This is a genomic window from Sphingomonas sp. JUb134 (assembly GCF_004341505.2).
In the GTDB taxonomy this organism is placed as follows: domain Bacteria; phylum Pseudomonadota; class Alphaproteobacteria; order Sphingomonadales; family Sphingomonadaceae; genus Sphingomonas.
The window spans coordinates 2,247,200-2,261,042 of record NZ_SLYP02000001.1 but is presented as its reverse complement, the minus strand read 5'-3'; the positions used below and the strand labels follow the sequence as shown (position 1 = coordinate 2,261,042).

General features: G+C 67.5%; 14 protein-coding genes. 8 read left to right on the top strand and 6 right to left on the bottom strand.

The features are described 5' to 3' along the window. Window positions 1-3: 3 nt before the first annotated feature. Window positions 4-1,533 (top strand): Ppx/GppA phosphatase family protein, encoded by a 1,530-nt coding sequence (locus EDF69_RS10400; RefSeq protein ID WP_132883852.1) that lies wholly within the window; start codon window positions 4-6, stop codon window positions 1,531-1,533. Here the strand turns inward: EDF69_RS10400 and EDF69_RS10395 are convergent. Both EDF69_RS10395 and rnd read right to left on the bottom strand, forming a co-directional pair. Then, complete coding sequence (locus tag EDF69_RS10395; protein ID WP_132883853.1) at window positions 1,511-1,816, bottom strand: I78 family peptidase inhibitor; 306 nt, start codon at window positions 1,814-1,816, stop codon at window positions 1,511-1,513. The two genes, EDF69_RS10400 and EDF69_RS10395, sit on opposite strands and share 23 nt — an antisense overlap. Then, complete coding sequence (rnd, locus tag EDF69_RS10390) at window positions 1,813-2,988, bottom strand: ribonuclease D (protein ID WP_132883854.1); 1,176 nt, start codon at window positions 2,986-2,988, stop codon at window positions 1,813-1,815. Before rnd ends, EDF69_RS10395 begins: the two co-directional genes overlap by 4 nt. Window positions 2,989-3,154: 166 nt before the next feature. Between rnd and aspS the strand changes: the two genes are divergently transcribed. Together aspS and EDF69_RS10380 are read left to right on the top strand one after the other, a co-directional pair. Continuing rightward, on the top strand, window positions 3,155-4,984 hold the full coding sequence (gene aspS / locus EDF69_RS10385) for an aspartate--tRNA ligase (RefSeq protein WP_132883855.1): 1,830 nt from the start codon (window positions 3,155-3,157) through the stop codon (window positions 4,982-4,984). A 73-nt stretch (window positions 4,985-5,057) separates the two neighbouring features. Continuing rightward, on the top strand, window positions 5,058-5,831 hold the full coding sequence (locus EDF69_RS10380) for a polyphosphate kinase 2 family protein (protein WP_132883856.1): 774 nt from the start codon (window positions 5,058-5,060) through the stop codon (window positions 5,829-5,831). A gap of 3 nt (window positions 5,832-5,834) precedes the next feature. Here EDF69_RS10380 and EDF69_RS10375 read toward each other — a convergent pair whose 3' ends face one another. Next, window positions 5,835-6,464, bottom strand: a complete 630-nt coding sequence (locus EDF69_RS10375; protein WP_125959639.1) for a carbonic anhydrase — start codon at window positions 6,462-6,464, stop codon at window positions 5,835-5,837. 140 nt (window positions 6,465-6,604) lie between these two features. On the opposite strand from EDF69_RS10375, the gene lipA reads away from it, so the two are divergent. Beyond that, window positions 6,605-7,531, top strand: a complete 927-nt coding sequence (gene lipA, locus EDF69_RS10370) for a lipoyl synthase (RefSeq protein WP_132883857.1) — start codon at window positions 6,605-6,607, stop codon at window positions 7,529-7,531. Window positions 7,532-7,536: 5 nt separating this feature from the next. Continuing rightward, on the top strand, window positions 7,537-8,034 hold the full coding sequence (locus EDF69_RS10365) for a type II toxin-antitoxin system RatA family toxin (RefSeq protein WP_132883858.1): 498 nt from the start codon (window positions 7,537-7,539) through the stop codon (window positions 8,032-8,034). Here the strand turns inward: EDF69_RS10365 and EDF69_RS10360 are convergent. From EDF69_RS10360 to EDF69_RS10350, 3 genes are read right to left on the bottom strand one after another with little or no spacing between them, the layout of a single operon-like run. Beyond that, window positions 7,959-8,495 carry a CinA family protein gene (locus EDF69_RS10360; protein ID WP_132883859.1) on the bottom strand — a complete coding sequence of 179 codons (537 nt, stop codon included), beginning with the start codon at window positions 8,493-8,495 and terminating at the stop codon, window positions 7,959-7,961. The genes EDF69_RS10365 and EDF69_RS10360 overlap by 76 nt on opposite strands. A gap of 4 nt (window positions 8,496-8,499) precedes the next feature. Then, a complete protein-coding gene (locus EDF69_RS10355; protein WP_132883860.1) occupies window positions 8,500-9,018 on the bottom strand; it encodes a hypothetical protein in 519 nt (172 codons plus the stop codon). Continuing rightward, window positions 9,015-10,175, bottom strand: a complete 1,161-nt coding sequence (locus tag EDF69_RS10350) for a bifunctional 2-C-methyl-D-erythritol 4-phosphate cytidylyltransferase/2-C-methyl-D-erythritol 2,4-cyclodiphosphate synthase (RefSeq protein WP_132883861.1) — start codon at window positions 10,173-10,175, stop codon at window positions 9,015-9,017. The genes EDF69_RS10355 and EDF69_RS10350 overlap by 4 nt, the downstream gene beginning before the upstream one ends. Before the next feature lie 92 nt (window positions 10,176-10,267). On the opposite strand from EDF69_RS10350, the gene dusB reads away from it, so the two are divergent. Genes dusB through ntrC form a run of 3 tightly spaced genes read left to right on the top strand, consistent with a single transcriptional unit; the run spans window position 10,268 to window position 13,808 of the window. Beyond that, on the top strand, window positions 10,268-11,266 hold the full coding sequence (gene dusB, locus EDF69_RS10345; protein WP_132883862.1) for a tRNA dihydrouridine synthase DusB: 999 nt from the start codon (window positions 10,268-10,270) through the stop codon (window positions 11,264-11,266). Window positions 11,267-11,277: 11 nt separating this feature from the next. After that, window positions 11,278-12,369, top strand: coding sequence for a two-component system sensor histidine kinase NtrB (locus tag EDF69_RS10340; protein ID WP_132883863.1), 1,092 nt, complete (start codon window positions 11,278-11,280; stop codon window positions 12,367-12,369). Beyond that, window positions 12,366-13,808: a nitrogen regulation protein NR(I) gene (gene ntrC / locus EDF69_RS10335; protein WP_132883864.1), complete on the top strand. Its 1,443-nt coding sequence runs from the start codon at window positions 12,366-12,368 to the stop codon at window positions 13,806-13,808. The genes EDF69_RS10340 and ntrC overlap by 4 nt, the downstream gene beginning before the upstream one ends. The last annotated feature ends 35 nt before the right edge of the window (window positions 13,809-13,843 follow it).

The window sequence follows — 13,843 nt, the reverse complement described above, 5'->3', positions numbered from 1 at the left end:
CCCATGGCGCTGCTTTCTCTCCTTCGCGCGCCTGCGGCGTTGCCTGCCGCGCCCGTGACCGCGCGGAACGCGATCATCGACATCGGCTCGAACTCCGTTCGCCTGGTCGTCTACAACGGGCCGCCGCGATTGCCCTCCGTGCTGTTCAACGAGAAGGTGCTGGCCGGCCTGGGCGGCTCCCTCAGCCGCACCGGGAGCATCGATCGAAAGGCGATGGCGATGGCGGCAACGGCCCTCGCCCGCTTTGCGTGGCTGACACGGGAGATGGCGGTGCCGGAAGTCCGCACCGTCGCCACCGCCGCGGTCCGCGACGCGAGCAACGGGTCCGACCTGATCGCGCTTGCCGCGGCGGAGGGACTCGAGGTCGAGATCCTGCCGGGCGAAGCGGAGGCAATCGGATCGGGGTACGGCGTGCTGTCCGCGTTTCCCGACGCGGACGGCATCGTGGGAGATCTGGGCGGCGGCAGCCTCGAACTGGTCCGGGTCTCCGGCGGAGAGGTGCGTGAGCGGGCATCCTTTCCCCTCGGCGTCCTGCGGATCGCCGCTATCCGTGAGAAGGGAAAGGACGCCTTGGCGCGCCACATCGCCGGGGTGCTGAAGAACAGCGGCTGGGCGGGGCGGGGATCGGGACTGCCCTTCTACCTCGTCGGAGGATCTTGGCGCGGGCTCACTCAATGGGACATGCACCTGACGCGATATCCGCTGCCGATCGTCAACGGCTATGCCATGTCTGCGGCGCGCATCCGCACGCTGGGGGCGATGCTGACGACCGCCAGCAAGCAGGACCTGAAGGCCGTCCCGAACCTGTCCTCGGGCCGGATCCCCACACTGGGGGACGCAGCCGCGCTGCTCTCAGAGGTGCTGTCGGGCCTAGGCTGCGAATGCACGGTGACGTCCTCCTTCGGTCTTCGCGAGGGGTTGCTCTACCAGGCGCTCGATCCGGAAGCGCGACGAGAGGATCCGCTGCTGGCGGCTGCACGTGAGGAAGGTCGCCGGCTCTCGCGGTTCGAAGAACATGGCGACCTGCTGAACCAGTGGATCGCACCGCTGTTCGCCGACGAGCCCGCGGATCTGGCACGGCTCCGTCACGCCGCATGCCTCCTTGCCGATGTCGGTTGGCATGCCAACCCGGACTTTCGCGCTGAACGCGGCGTGGAAATCGCGCTGCATGGCCAATGGGTGGCGATCGATCCGGCTGGCCGCGCGCTGGTGGCGCAAGCGCTGCACACCGCGCTGGGGGGCGGAAGCGATTCGCCGGCACCGCTCCCGACGCTCGCCCGGTCCGAGATGCTGGACACGGCGCGGCGGTGGGGGCTCGCAATCCGGCTGGGCCAACGGTTGAGCGGCGGCCTGGGAGCGCCGCTCAATCGAACGCGCCTGGAGCGCGCCGGCCGCGCCATTCTCCTGCGCTACGCGCCGGTGGATGCTGCCTTGTACGGTGAGGCCGTCGAAAAGCGCCACCGAGCCCTTGCCGCGGCCTTCGGACTGGAAGCCGCGGCAGGGAGCGCCGTCAGCCGCAGCGGAAGCGGGTAACCTTGCCGCCTGCGTCGATGTCGACGTTGAGGCGGTCGGGCCTAAAGTCCATGGTTACTGCACTGTCGGGAGCGATCCACCGCATCGCGCGCGCTCCGGAACGGCGCAGCGCTTCCGCTGCCAGGTCGGAGCTTGCGGCCGAGCCGACCAGGTCGGCGAGCGGCTCGATCTTGCACAAACCCTCGCCGAGGGTACCCGCCTCGGGCGGGGCCGACGGCTCCTGCGTCGCGACGGTAGGCGTGCAGCCGGCAAGCGCCACCAGCGGAAAGAGATACCGGATCATTCTGCAGTCTCCGTCAACGTCATCTTGAGCTTGCCGCCTCCGACCGAGAACGCCATGCGGCCCTCCACCAGCGCGAGGGCGTCGCGCCCAAACTCCTCATAGCGCCATCCCTGTAGAATGGGCAGCTTGTCCCGCTGCCCCGCCGCCAGTGCTTCGAGCTCGTCCGAACGGGCGAGCAGGCGGGCGGCGACGTTGATGTCGCGGGCACGGATCTTCAGGAGCAGCTTGAGGAGGTCGGCGACGAGCGCCCCTTCTTTGCCCAACGAGGGCCCGCGTTCGTCGCGAGCAGGCATCTCGGACGCGGGAAGCGGCGTCGCATCCGCCAACGCCGCCATCAGGCGGCCCCCGATGTCGTTCCCCGCCCACGTCGCCGAGAGCCCGCGCACCTTGGCAAGGTCCGCCTGCTTCTTCGGCGGGTTGCCGGCCAGGTCGGCGATGGTCTCGTCCTTTACGATGCGGCCGCGGGGCAGGTCCTTGCCCTGCGCTTCCAGTTCGCGCCAGCGGGCCAGCGCCTTCAGGCGGCCGAGCACCTCGGGCTTGCGGCTGTTGATGCGGATGCGCTGCCAGGCGAGATCGGGATCGTTGAAATAGTTGGAGGGGTTCCCGATCCGCTCCATCTCCTCGTCGAGCCAGTCGCCGCGCCCGGTCTTGCGGAGGCGGTTGAGCATCTTGGGAAAGATCTTGGACAGGTGCGTCACGTCGGCGATGGCGTAATCCAGCTGCCGGCTGTCGAGCGGACGACGGCTCCAGTCGGTGAAGCGCGCGCCCTTGTCGACGCTGATGCCCAAATAGGCGTCGACGAGATTGGAGTAGCCGACCTGCTCGCCCTGACCGAGCGCCATGGCCGCGACCTGCGTGTCGAACAGCGGGTGGGGCGTCTTGCCGGTCAGGTTATAGACGATCTCCAGATCCTGCCCGCCGGCATGGAAGACCTTCAGCACGTCCTCGTTCTCGACCAGCAGGTCGAGCAGGGGCTTGAGGTCGATGCCCGGCGCCATCGGGTCGATCGCGGCGGCTTCCTTGTCGTCGGCGATCTGGATCAGGCACAGCTCTGGGTAATAGCTGTTCTCGCGCATGAACTCGGTGTCGACGCAGACATAGTCCGCGGTGGCTAGGCGCGCACAGAGATCGGCAAGGGCGGTGCTGTCGGTGATCAACGGATGGATGTGCATCGCATGCCCATAGGCGGTGCTGCGGGTTGACAAAAGGGGGATGGGGAGGGAAGCGGCGGGCCTGCCTTTCCTCGCCGGTTCAGCATGGGCCGGGGATTTCGCGTTCAGAGCGTCGTGCTTGCGAAATCCCGGCTCCCGCTGGGCGGCGCAATCTAGAGATTGCACTATGCACGCCTATCGTACGCACAACTGCAGCCAGCTGGACGCCGACAACGACGGCCAGGAAGTCCGCCTGTCGGGTTGGGTGCACAGGAAGCGCGACCACGGCGGCGTGCTCTTCATCGACCTGCGCGACCATTACGGCATCACCCAGATCGTCGCGGACAGCGATTCGCCGGCGCTGCCGACGCTCGAGTCGCTGCGCGCGGAATCGGTCGTGACCATCGACGGCATGGTGAAGCGCCGCAGCGAGGCGACGGTCAACCCGAACCTCGCCACCGGCGAGATCGAGGTGTTCGCGCGCGCCGTGACCGTCCAGTCGATGGCCCAGGAACTGCCGATGCCGGTGGCGGGCGACGCGGAATATCCCGAGGACATCCGCCTGCGCTATCGCTTCCTCGACCTGCGTCGCGAGAAGGTGCACGCCAACATCATGCTGCGCGCGCAGGTGATCGCGTCGCTTCGCCGTCGCATGATCGACCAGGGCTTCACCGAGTTCCAGACGCCGATCCTGACCGCTTCGTCACCGGAAGGCGCCCGCGACTATCTGGTGCCGAGCCGCGTCCACCCGGGCAAGTTCTACGCGCTTCCGCAGGCGCCGCAGATGTTCAAGCAGCTGCTGATGGTTGCCGGCTTCGACCGCTATTTCCAGATCGCCCCCTGCTTCCGCGACGAGGATGCCCGCGCCGACCGTTCGCCGGGTGAGTTCTACCAGCTCGACTTCGAGATGAGCTACGTCACGCAGGACGACGTGTTCGCCGCGATCGAGCCGGTGCTGCACGGCGTGTTCGAGGAATTCGCAGACTGGCAGGGCAAGGGCCGCACCGTCAGCGCGCTGCCGTTCAAGCGTATCCCGTACCGCGAATCGATGCTGAAGTACGGCAACGACAAGCCCGACCTTCGCAACCCGCTGATCATCACCGACGTGTCGGAGCTCTTCAAGGGCTCGGGCTTCGGCCGTTTTGCGTCGATCGTGGAAGCGGGCGACGTGGTGCGCGCGGTGCCAGCACCGGGCACGGCCGAAAAGAGCCGCAAGTTCTTCGACGACATGAACAGCTGGGCCCAGTCCGAGGGCTTCGCCGGCCTCGGCTATGCCACGCGCAAGGGCGGCGAGTGGGGCGGTCCAATCGCCAAGAACCATGGCGAGGAAGGCATGGCCAAGATCGCCGAGGCGCTGGGTCTCGGCCCGGACGACGGCCTGTTCTTTGCGGCCGGCAAGGAGACGCAGGCCGCCAAGCTAGCGGGCCTCGCCCGCACCCGCGTGGCCGACCAGCTCGGCCTGATCGACGACAGCCGCTTCGAATTCTGCTGGATCGTCGACTTCCCGATGTTCGAGTATGACGAGGACGCGAAGAAGGTCGACTTCAGCCACAACCCCTTCTCGATGCCGCAGGGCGAGCTGGAGGCGCTGGAGAGCAAGGACCCGCTCGACATCCTGGCCTATCAGTACGACATCGTCTGCAACGGCATCGAGCTGTCATCGGGCGCGATCCGGAACCACCGTCCGGAGATCATGTACAAGGCGTTCGAGATCGCCGGCTATTCGCAGGCGGACGTCGACGCGAACTTCGCGGGCATGATCAACGCGTTCAAGTATGGCGCCCCGCCGCACGGCGGCTCGGCACCGGGCGTGGATCGCATCGTCATGCTGCTGGCCGACGAGCCGAACATCCGCGAGGTCATCACCTTCCCGATGACGCAGAAGGCCGAGGACCTGATGATGGGCGCGCCGAGCTTCGTCTCGAACAAGCAGCTGCGCGAGCTCAACATCCGGGTGACCGCGGACACGGCGAAGAAGGACACCGCCGAAGCCGTGGCGCCGAGCGCGGCAGGCTGATTTCGAGCCCGCCGGCGCGTCAGGCGCGCTGGCGGGTCCGGAACGGCACGGGGGCTCGCGCGCTTGTAGCGGCATGACCCTCTGCCTTTCCGATCACGAGACCGGCGCCAAATACCATGGCGACTATGACGAGGATTTGAAGGCGCTTCAGAAGCGGCTCCAGCACATCCAGGTCGCGCACATCGTGCATGGCCGCTCCGCTATCGTCATGTTTGAAGGTTGGGATGCTGCGGGCAAGGGTGGGATCATCCAGCGGCTGACCGCCCGCTGGGACCCTCGGCACTTTCAGGTCCATCCCGTCGCGGCTCCAACGGACGAAGAGCGCGCCCGCCATTTCCTCTGGCGGTTCTGGCGGGATCTTCCGCCGGCGGGCTCGATCGCGCTGTTCGATCGCAGCTGGTATGGACGCGTGCTGGTGGAGCGGGTGGAGAGGCTCGCTACCTGCCACGCATGGCAGCGCGCCTATGGCGAGATCAACGCGTTCGAGGCGCAGCAGGTCGAGTCCGGCACCACGCTGGTGAAGCTGTTCGTACATGTGACGCAGGAGGAGCAGGACGAGCGGCTGCGCGCGCGGATCGAGGATCCCTGGAAACGTTGGAAGACGGGGCCAGACGATTTCCACAACCGCAGCCGGCGGGCGGACTATCTGGAGGCAATGGCGGAAATGTTCGCCCGCACCAACGCGCCGCAGGCGCCATGGATCGCGATCGACGGAAACAACAAAAAAGCGGCCCGGATCGCGGCACTCACCGCGATCGCCGAGCGACTGGAAAGGGCGGTTCCGATGGATCCGCCGCCGCTGACCGGCGAGTTGGCCACCCTCAGGGACCAACTCGCCGGCGGTTAACGATCAGGCTGCCGAGAAGACGTCATTCTCGTCGCGGACGCGCAGCTTGCCGTCGGCGATCGCGAACACTGCGCCATGAATGCTCAGGCGGCCGTCTTCGACCCGTTCCTTGACGAACGGGAAGGTCATCAGATTGGCCATGGAAACGCGGACGCCTTCCTGCTCCAGCGCGGCCTGGCCCTCGGGGCCGTCACCATATTGCGCGAGAACGCGGTCGCGAGCTTCGTCGAGCAGGTCGATCCAGTGGGCGACAAAGCCGCCTTCGCCGGGCGCCGCGTGCTCCAGGCTGCGGGTAAGCGCTGCGTTGACGCCGCCGCAGGCACCGTGGCCCATGACGAGGATTTCTTCGACTTCGAGCTTGGTCACGGCGAATTCGAGTGCCGCGGAAACGCCGTGGCGGCCCCCGCCGACTTCGAACGGCGGCACCAGGTTCGCTACGTTGCGAACCACGAACACTTCGCCTGGGCGGGTGCCGAACACGGTCGCCGGATCGACTCGGCTGTCCGAGCAGGCGATGATCATCACCCGCGGGGACTGGCCCGTCTTGAGCTCCGCCCAGCGCTCGCGTTCTTCCTGCCATTCACCGCCGCGGAAGCGGTAATAGCCTTCGATGAGGTCGGTCATGCGTGTCATAGGGGTCGGACTATCAAAGCGCGCGGAGAGAGGCGAGTAACAAACGATTTCTGCGCGCGGCCTTTCGCGTGCGCCCAGGGCAAGCCCGCTTGCGGCGCTCGGCGGTTGTGGGAGCGCCCCGCGAGCGCTATCTGGCGCCCATGAACGAGATGACGCCGCTCGCCCGCCCGCCCCGCGAACGCAAGCCCGACTGGATCCGCGTCAAGGCGCCGACTTCGGCCGGTTTCGCCGCGACGCGCGCGCTGATGCGGTCCAAGAGCCTGACGACCGTCTGCGAGGAAGCGGCGTGCCCGAACATCGGCGAATGCTGGTCGAAGAAGCACGCGACGGTGATGATCCTGGGCGACACCTGCACCCGGGCCTGCGCCTTCTGCAACGTGAAGACCGGCATGCCGCGCGCCGTCGACCCGATGGAACCGCAGAACGTTGCCGATGCCGCCGCGCAGATGGGGCTGAACCACATCGTCATCACCTCGGTCGATCGTGACGACCTGCCGGACGGCGGTGCGAAGCAGTTCGTGAAGGTGATCGAGGCGATCCGCAACGCCAACCCCACGACGACCATCGAGATCCTGACGCCGGACTTCCGCAACAAGCATGAGGCGGCGGTCGAGGCGATCGTTGCCGCGCGGCCGGACGTCTATAACCACAATCTGGAGACGGTGCCGCGGCTTTATCCGACGATCCGCCCGGGCGCGCGCTACTACGCGTCGCTGCGGCTGCTGGAGAGCGTGAAGAAGCTCGATCCGTCGATCTTCACCAAGTCCGGCGTGATGCTGGGCCTGGGCGAGGAGCGGCTTGAGATCCACCAGGTGATGGACGACATGCGTTCGGCCGACATCGACTTCCTGACGATGGGCCAGTATCTGCAGCCCACGCCGCGGCATGCGAAGGTGGCTGAGTTCGTGACGCCAAAGGCGTTCGATGCCTATGCCGCGATTGCACGCGCCAAGGGATTCCTGCTGGTCGCTTCCTCGCCGCTCACGCGGTCGAGCTATCACGCGGGCGACGACTTCGAGAAAATGCGCGCCGCACGTGAGGCCAAGCTCGGCGTGGCGCGGGGCTGAACGCAATGCCGCGCCATTCCGAAACGCGCTATCTCCCCTACACGCCGGAACAGATGTTCGAGCTCGTCGCGGACGTCGGTCGCTACGGCGAGTTCCTGCCTTGGGTGAGCGCGACGCGTGTCCGCTCGAACAGCGAAAGCGAGATGGTTGCCGACATGGTCGTCGGCTTCAAGGGCCTGCGTGAGACCTTCACCTCGAAGGTTTCCAAGGAGCGGCCGGGCCACATCCGCGTCGACTATCTCGACGGACCCTTGAAGTATCTGAACAACGACTGGAAGTTCCGGTCGGACGGGCAGGGCGGCACGCTGGTCGACTTCTGCGTCGATTTTGCGTTCAAGAACCGCATGTTCGAACTTCTCGCCGGGCAGGTGTTCGATCGTGCGCTTCGCAAGATGATCGGCGCATTCGAGGAACGCGCCGCCGTGCTTTACGGCGCGGGGGGTAGTTCCTCCTCGAGCCCGACGCCCGGCAGCAGCAGTTCGAGCGCCCACAGCGCTGCCTGAAGCCGCACATCCCCGCGGTCTGCCGCGGGGAAATGGCGCGAGTCGGCCATCACGTGCTGGGGATCACCGCCGCGTTCGGCGCGTGCGAACACCACCGTTCCCACCGGCTTCTTCTCCGTTCCGCCGCCGGGGCCGGCGACACCGGTGATCGCTACGCCGACATCGGCATCGGTCACTTCGATCAGCCCCTGTGCCATGCTCCAGGCGGTCGCGATCGACACGGCGCCGAACGTCTCCAGAACGTCGGTGCTGACGTTCAGCACCTTCGCCTTCAGTTCATTGGAATAGGTGACGAGCCCGCCTTCGAACACTTCGGAGGAGCCGGGAATGGCGGTGATCGCCGCCGAGACGAGGCCGCCGGTGCAGCTTTCCGCAACGGCAATGCGGCGGCCGGCAGCACGGTTTTCCTCGACCACGCGGCGGGCGGCCTCAACGAGCGGGGAGGGGAGAATGGTATCCATCTTCTTATTCCTTGCCAGCCGGGCAGACCGGCAGGCGCATCATCGGGCGCGGGCTTGCAGCGTCGGCCTGCGCGAACAGCACGAGCAGTGCGGCGGTGTTCCGAGCCGGGAGCGGCTGCACCAGCGTCACCGCCCGTTCCACGGTGGGGCAGTCCTTCGCCTTCAGGTCGCCCGTGACGAGGGGCGCGACCAGCGCTCCGATCATCGGCTTGGCAAAGGCGGAGTCGAGCATCTGGCTCACGTCCGGACCAGCGATCTTGAGCAGCGCTTTGCGAGCCTCCGGCCACGCACGCTCGGACTCCGCCTCATATTTCGAGAGGAGCGCACCGCTCGTCTGCCGCAGCAGGGCTGTCGCCGGCAACGTGGCCGCGCAACGCTGCCCCGTCTGCCGGATCAGGTCAGGGGCGACGAACAACACCAGCGCCTCCGCTTCGGTACGGGTGACACAGGCGTTGGTCTGCGCCTGCGCAGTTCCTGCCGTCGCGAGTAGCGCAGCCAGCGCCGCTGAGAAAAAGGGCTTCATCCTACCTCCGGGATCCGAACGGTGGCGATCGCCTGGGCGGCGATGCCTTCGGCGCGGCCGGTGAAACCCAGCCGCTCCGTGGTGGTTGCCTTGATGCTCACCTGCTCCTCGGAAAGCACCAGCAGGTCTGCGATCCGGGTGCGGATCGCCTCGCGATGCGGTCCGATCTTCGGAGCCTCGCAGATCAGTGTCAGGTCGACGAAGTCGATGATCCCGCCCTTCGCGCGGATCAGATCGGCGGCGTGAACCAGAAAACGGTCGGACGCAGCCCCCTTCCACTGCGGGTCGCTGGGGGGGAAGTGCGTGCCGATGTCACCGGCGCCGATCGTCCCCAGCAATGCGTCGGTGAGGGCATGGAGCCCCACGTCTGCGTCGCTGTGGCCGGAGAGGCCGCGGTCATGCGGGATCCGGATGCCGCCGAGCCACAGTTCCTCGCCCGCCTCGAGTCGGTGGACGTCATAGCCGGTGGCGCTGCGGACGCGGAAGCGCGCCGCAGCGCGCACTTCGGCCGCGGCAAAGTCGCCGGGATAGGTGACTTTCTCGAGCATGATATCTCCCATCACCGGCACGACCTTGCCTCCGGCGGCGCGCAGCAGTTGTGCGTCATCTGTCGGCTCGATCTCCGCAGCCCAGCCGCGGTGCGCCGCGAGAATAGCGGAAAAGGCGAATGCCTGCGGTGTCTGGACACGCACCAGTTCTTCGCGCGGCACGACCTCGCCAAGCGCATAGCCGACGGCCCGTGCGACGGTGTCCGGCACCGACAGCACCGGCACTGCGCCCGGCGCAGCATCCAGCGCGCTCAGCAGCCGGTCTATGACGTCGGCGTTCAGGAACGGACGCGCCGCATCGTGGATCAGCACCCGGTCGGCGCCACCCGTCGCCGCGATCGCCTCCAAACCTGCGAGCACCGACAGACGGCGCGTGGCGCCGCCTGCGACGTGGGGCACGGGGCCGAGAGCGGCTTCCAGCGCCTCCACCTGATCGGCACCCGTCACCACCAGAACGTGATCGATCGCAGGGTGGCCGGCGAGGGCGGCATGGCTGTGCGCCACCATCGGCCGACCGGCGACCGTTGCGAATTGCTTGGGAAGCGCGCTGCCCGACCGTTCGCCACGACCTGCGGCGACGATCAGCGCGACCGTGCGATGGCCGTTCATGCGGCGCCGGTTAGCGCAAGCGGCTGCGCGCCGCCAGCCTTGCCTAGTGCGGCCCAGTCGCGTACAGGCTGCCCGTTTTTCAGGCACATCCGATGCAGACCCTCGCTCCCATCCAGATCGGTCCCGTGACCGTCTCCGCGCCGGTGATCCTCGCGCCCATGACGGGCGTAACCGATCTGCCGTTCCGACGCATCGTGCGCCGATACGGCTCCGGCCTCAACGTCACCGAGATGATCGCCAGCCAGGCGGCCATTCGCGAGACGCGCCAGTCGATCCAGAAGGCAGCGTGGGATCCGGCCGAAGAGCCGGTGTCGATGCAGCTGGTCGGCTGCACGCCGGCGGAGATGGCCGAAGCCGCGAAGCTCAGCGAGGAGCGTGGCGCGGCGATCATCGACATCAACATGGGCTGCCCGGTTCGCAAGGTGACGAACGGGGATGCCGGGTCGGCGTTGATGCGCGATCTGAAACTTGCCGCGGCCTTGATCGACGCGACGGTGAAGGCCGTGAAGCTGCCCGTCACGGTCAAGATGCGGATGGGCTGGGACCACAGCAGCCTCAACGCGCCCGAACTCGCCCGGATCGCCCAGGATCTCGGCGCGCGGATGGTGACGGTCCACGGCCGCACCCGCAACCAGATGTACAAGGGCGAGGCGGACTGGGCGTTCATCCGCGGCGTGAAGGACGCCGTGTCGATCCCGGTGATCGCGAACGGCGACATCTGCTCGGTCGAGGATGCGCGCAAGGCGCTCGATCAGTCCGGCGCCGATGGCGTGATGATCGGTCGCGGCGCCTATGGACGCCCCTGGCTCCTGCGGCAGGTGATGGACGCGCTGACGGACGGAACCGAGCGGGCGGACCCGACTCTCGACGAGCAATGTCTCCTGATTGCAGAGCATTACGAGATGATGCTGGAGCATTATGGCACCGAAGTGGGTGTGAACATGATGCGCAAGCACATCGGTTGGTACACGCGCGGCCTGCATGGGTCCGCCGAGTTCCGCAACAAGGTGAACCAAGAGGCGGATCCGGCCGTCGTCCGGCGGATGCTGGCCGAGTTCTACGCCCCCTGGCGCTCCCGCGCGGCTGCTTGAGCCGTATCGACATGACAAGCGGCACTGCCGCACCGTCCATTGGAGAGCCAGGGCCGGCGGACTGGTTCGCGGCGCTGCCGGTCGCCGCGCTGGTGGTGCGACCGGATGGAACCGTCGCCCACGCGAACAGCGCGTGCGAAAGCCTGCTGAACCATTCGGAACGCGCGATGCAGGGCCAGCCGGTCGATCTGCTTGTCCGGCTCCCGGCCGGGCCCGCGGCACGGCGGGACGGGCACGGATTCGCCGCATATGACGTTGAACTCGTGCTCGATCGCACAGGGCCGGTGCGCGCCGACTATGTCGAGGGGGCACTGCCGGAGCAGCCGGGTTGGCGCATCGTCACCATCCATCCGGAGGGGGCGTCGCGCCGCTTTGCCAGTGCGGGCGAACGGGGCGGGGCCCGAGCCGCGATCGGCGCTGCCGCGATGCTCGCGCACGAGATCAAGAATCCGCTTTCGGGGATCCGGGGCGCGGCGCAGTTGCTCGCGCAGGTGGGACAGGAGGAGGAGCGGCGGGAGCTCACCAGCCTGATCACCGCCGAGGTCGACCGAGTCGCCGCGCTGATCGACCGGATGGAGGACTTCACCGATCAGCGGCCCCGGACACTCGAAGCGCGCAACATTTATCCGTTGATCGCGCATGCGCGGCAGATCGCTGCTGCGGGCTTCGCGAGCAGGATCCTCATCGAGGAGCGGTTCGATCCCTCGCTGCCTGATGTGCTGCTCGAGAGCGACGCCTTTGTGCAGTTGTTGCTCAACCTCCTCAAGAACGCCGCTGAGGCACTGGGCGAAACGGCGGCGCCCCGGATCACGCTGGCGACGGCCTATCGGCATGGCGTCTCCGTGAGCGGGGGGCGCGGCAAACCAAGCCGGCCGCTGCCGATCGAGTTGTGCGTGATCGATAACGGTCCTGGCGCGCCTCCCGATCTGGCGGAGCATCTGTTCGAACCCTTTGTCTCCGGAAAGCGGGAGGGACGTGGACTCGGGCTGCCGCTGGTGGAGAAGCTGGTCGGCGAGCTTGGAGGCGTGATCCGCTACGCCCGCGAAGGGGAGCCGCCCTCGACCGTCTTCCGTATCCTCTTGCCGAGAGCACCCGACGCATGATCGACGCCTCCGTTCTGGTCGTGGACGATGACGCGAGCATTCGCACCGTCATCGCGCAGGCGCTGCGGCGCGACGGCTATCGGGTCTCCGCCGCTGCCTCCCTTACGCAGCTTCGAGCGGAGATCGGGGCTGCGCTACCGGACGTGCTGATCACCGATGTCGTCCTGCCGGATGGAGACGGGCTGGAGATGGCGACCAAGCTGCGGGCCGAGCACCCCGGCCTGCCGATCATCGTGCTCTCTGCGCAAAACACACTGACGACGGCGGTGCGGGCGAACGAGGCCGGCGCGTTCGACTATCTTCCCAAGCCCTTCGACCTGGACGTTCTCGGAATGGCGGTGAAGGCGGCGCTCGCTCGGCGTACCAGCGCACCCGCGGACCCGGGCGAGGCGATCGACGCCAATCTTCCGCTGATCGGGCGTTCGCCCGCGATGCAGGACGTATATCGCGTGATCGCCCGGGTGGTGTCCAGCGATCTGACGGTGCTGATCTCCGGCGAGTCCGGAACGGGCAAGGAACTCGTCGCCCGCGCCCTGCACGACCTCGGCCCGCGACGCCGCGCTCCCTTCATCGCGCTCAACATGGCGGCGATCCCGCGCGAGCTCATCGAAGCGGAGCTGTTCGGGCACGAGCGCGGCGCCTTCACCGGCGCTGCCCAGCGCGTCGCCGGCAAGTTCGAGCGGGCCGCGGGCGGTACGCTGTTTCTCGACGAGATCGGCGACATGCCGATGGAGGCACAGACGCGCCTCCTGCGCGTGCTGCAATCGGGTGAGTTCACGACCGTCGGCGGCGCCCGAACCATCCGCGCGGACGTTCGCATCGTGGCGGCCACCAACCGGGACCTTGCGTCCCTGGTGCAGGCGAATGCGTTCCGCGAAGACTTGTTCTATCGTCTGAACGTGGTGCCGGTTGCCCTGCCGGCGCTGCGGGAGCGGCGGCAGGACATAGCGCTGCTTGCTCGGCATTTCCTGAACCGCGCAGCCGAGGAAGGGCTTCCGCGCCGATCTCTCTCCGCAGACGCCGTAGCGGCGCTGGAGGGGCATGACTGGCCGGGCAACGTTCGCGAGCTCGAGAACCTGATGCGGCGCTGCGCGGTCTTGGGCCGCGACGAGCGGATCAGCGCCGACGAACTCCGCGGTTCCTTCGGCGACGCTACGCGCAGCCTTGCGCCTGCCGATGGGGAAGGGGCGATCGACGGGGCGGTCCGCGCCTTTCTCCGGCGCCTCGCCAACGATAGCCCGCAGGCACTCGACGACGGTACCCTCTACGACCGGGTGATCGCAGAGGTCGAGCGTCCGTTGATCGAGGCGATGCTGGAGCGGCACGGCAACAACCAGTTGCGGGCTGCGCGGGCGCTGGGGATCAACCGCAACACGCTGCGCAAGCGCCTGGATGACCTGGCAATCGAGCCGGGAATGGCGCGAACGCCTCCCCGCTGAGCAGCCACCATCCGTCCGACGCGGACGATTATGTG

Coding starts and splice junctions, on each gene's coding strand:
- aspS (WP_132883855.1), top strand. CDS start 3,155: ATGCACGCCTATCGTACGCACAACTGCAGCCAGCTGGACGCCGACAAC.
- EDF69_RS10380 (WP_132883856.1), top strand. CDS start 5,058: ATGACCCTCTGCCTTTCCGATCACGAGACCGGCGCCAAATACCATGGC.
- rnd (WP_132883854.1), bottom strand. CDS start 2,988: ATGCACATCCATCCGTTGATCACCGACAGCACCGCCCTTGCCGATCTC.
- dusB (WP_132883862.1), top strand. CDS start 10,268: ATGCAGACCCTCGCTCCCATCCAGATCGGTCCCGTGACCGTCTCCGCG.
- lipA (WP_132883857.1), top strand. CDS start 6,605: ATGAACGAGATGACGCCGCTCGCCCGCCCGCCCCGCGAACGCAAGCCC.
- EDF69_RS10355 (WP_132883860.1), bottom strand. CDS start 9,018: ATGAAGCCCTTTTTCTCAGCGGCGCTGGCTGCGCTACTCGCGACGGCA.
- EDF69_RS10365 (WP_132883858.1), top strand. CDS start 7,537: ATGCCGCGCCATTCCGAAACGCGCTATCTCCCCTACACGCCGGAACAG.
- EDF69_RS10395 (WP_132883853.1), bottom strand. CDS start 1,816: ATGATCCGGTATCTCTTTCCGCTGGTGGCGCTTGCCGGCTGCACGCCT.
- EDF69_RS10400 (WP_132883852.1), top strand. CDS start 4: ATGGCGCTGCTTTCTCTCCTTCGCGCGCCTGCGGCGTTGCCTGCCGCG.
- EDF69_RS10375 (WP_125959639.1), bottom strand. CDS start 6,464: ATGACACGCATGACCGACCTCATCGAAGGCTATTACCGCTTCCGCGGC.
- ntrC (WP_132883864.1), top strand. CDS start 12,366: ATGATCGACGCCTCCGTTCTGGTCGTGGACGATGACGCGAGCATTCGC.
- EDF69_RS10340 (WP_132883863.1), top strand. CDS start 11,278: ATGACAAGCGGCACTGCCGCACCGTCCATTGGAGAGCCAGGGCCGGCG.
- EDF69_RS10360 (WP_132883859.1), bottom strand. CDS start 8,495: ATGGATACCATTCTCCCCTCCCCGCTCGTTGAGGCCGCCCGCCGCGTG.
- EDF69_RS10350 (WP_132883861.1), bottom strand. CDS start 10,175: ATGAACGGCCATCGCACGGTCGCGCTGATCGTCGCCGCAGGTCGTGGC.